Source organism: Stieleria sp. (genome assembly GCF_041595215.1).
GTDB lineage: Bacteria > Planctomycetota > Planctomycetia > Pirellulales > Pirellulaceae > Stieleria > Stieleria magnilauensis.
Genome location: NZ_JBFHKV010001406.1, coordinates 1 through 1,805, shown reverse-complemented (window position 1 = coordinate 1,805; position 1,805 = coordinate 1). Strand labels below are relative to the sequence as shown.

General features: G+C 57.8%; 1 protein-coding gene. It reads left to right on the top strand.

Translation table 11 applies throughout. The features are described 5' to 3' along the window. On the top strand, positions 1-1,297 hold a 1,297-nt coding region (locus tag ABX749_RS31645; protein ID WP_372899547.1), incomplete at its 5' end, for a DUF1501 domain-containing protein. Positions 1,298-1,805 lie beyond the last annotated feature (508 nt).

Genomic DNA, 1,805 nt, shown 5'->3' with positions numbered 1-1,805 from the left:
GATGGCTCCCAAGACGCCGCACTTTGCACCAAAAGCCAAAGCGGTGATTCACTTGTTCCTCAACGGTGGTCCGTCGCAAGTCGACACGTTTGATCCCAAGCCGGCGCTCGAGGAGTACCACGGCAAATCAATTCCGTTGAATCTGCGCACCGAACGTGAAACCGGGGCCGCCTATCGATCGCCATTCAAGTTCAAAAAGTACGGCGAAAGCGGGATCGAAGTCAGCGAGTTGTTTTCGCACGTGGGCGAGATGATCGACGAGGTTTGCGTGGTGCGATCCATGCACGCCGACGTGCCCAATCATGAACCCTCGTTGATGCTGATGAACTGCGGCAACGGCCAGTTGGTGCGTCCCTCGGTCGGATCGTGGGTCACGTACGGACTGGGCAGCGAAAACCAAAACTTGCCGGGCTTCATCTCAATGTGCCCCAGCGGTTATCCGATCAAGGGTGCCGAAAACTGGCAAGCCGGATTTCTTCCCGGTGCGTATCAGGCGACGTACATCGACAGCAAACACCAGGAAATCGAAAAGCTGCTCGCGAACATCCGCAACGCAGCCGGTCTGCCCCGCGACGAACAGCGTCGGCAACTGGACCTGTTGCAAAAGCTGAACGAGCGTCACCAACAGGCTCGCCAGCAGGATGCCGAGTTGGAATCACGCGTGCAAAGTTTCGAGCTTGCCTACCGGATGCAGATCGAGGCGACCGATGCCTTTGACATCAGCAGCGAACCCCAATCCATTCGCGACATGTATGGTGATTCGATCCAGGCCAGGCAGATCTTGATCGCCCGACGATTGGTCGAACGGGGCGTGCGGTACATCCAGCTCTGGCACGGCGCGGGACAGCCCTGGGATAGTCACGACAAGATCGAAGACAACCATCGTCGACTCGCCGGCGAGTGCTCTCAAGCGATCGGCGCCTTGTTGCGAGATCTAAAGCAACGCTCGTTGTTGGACGACACCCTGGTGGTCTGGGGCGGCGAATTCGGACGCACGCCGACGGTCGAACTGCCCAAACCGGGTGCCAATGCCGGAACCAACAGTGGCCGCGATCACAATCATTATGGCTTCACGATGTGGTTGGCCGGTGGCGGAGTGAAAGGAGGCCACGTGCACGGCGCGACCGATGAGTTCGGTTTCCAGGCGGTCGAGGACCGAGTGCATGTTCACGATCTGCATGCCACCATCTTGCACCTGCTGGGATTCGATCATGAACGGCTGACGTACCGCTACGCCGGCCGCGATTTTCGACTGACCGACGTCCACGGTAAAGTCGTCCACGACATCATTGCGTAGTGGGTTTCGGCGACGCAACGCTCGCGCAGCGGGCGTTGGTGTCTGCACCTCTGTTGCGTGTCAGATCCGGTTTGAATGGACTCGTTCCAAGGCTCGGGACGTGAAAGGAATTGGTCAGCAATTCCTTTGCTGGAAACGCAAATCGCTATTGCTTGAAAAGCAACGAGGAGTGCGCTCTATCCGGTCAATATCAATTGATTGCCCTCGCTGGAATCTACAGTACAGATACGCTTCGCGCCGATCGGCGCCACACCGCAGGGAACGTCGATTGTATAAGTGACGGATTTGATCGTAGCGGAAGGCGCCAAGACTTTTGCGGCATGAACCCTCTCTGGCGTTTGCTTGCTGCGCAAACGCCGTCTCTCCCAGAGGGAGAGAATCTAAATGAGCTGGCAAAAGCTGCCGTTATACGATCGATGTCCCCCGGGATACTGAATTCGCAGGCCTACCCCGAACGGGGTCAAAGCCAGTAGCCGGAGGTGAGCGCAGCGACACCTCCGGACATCCG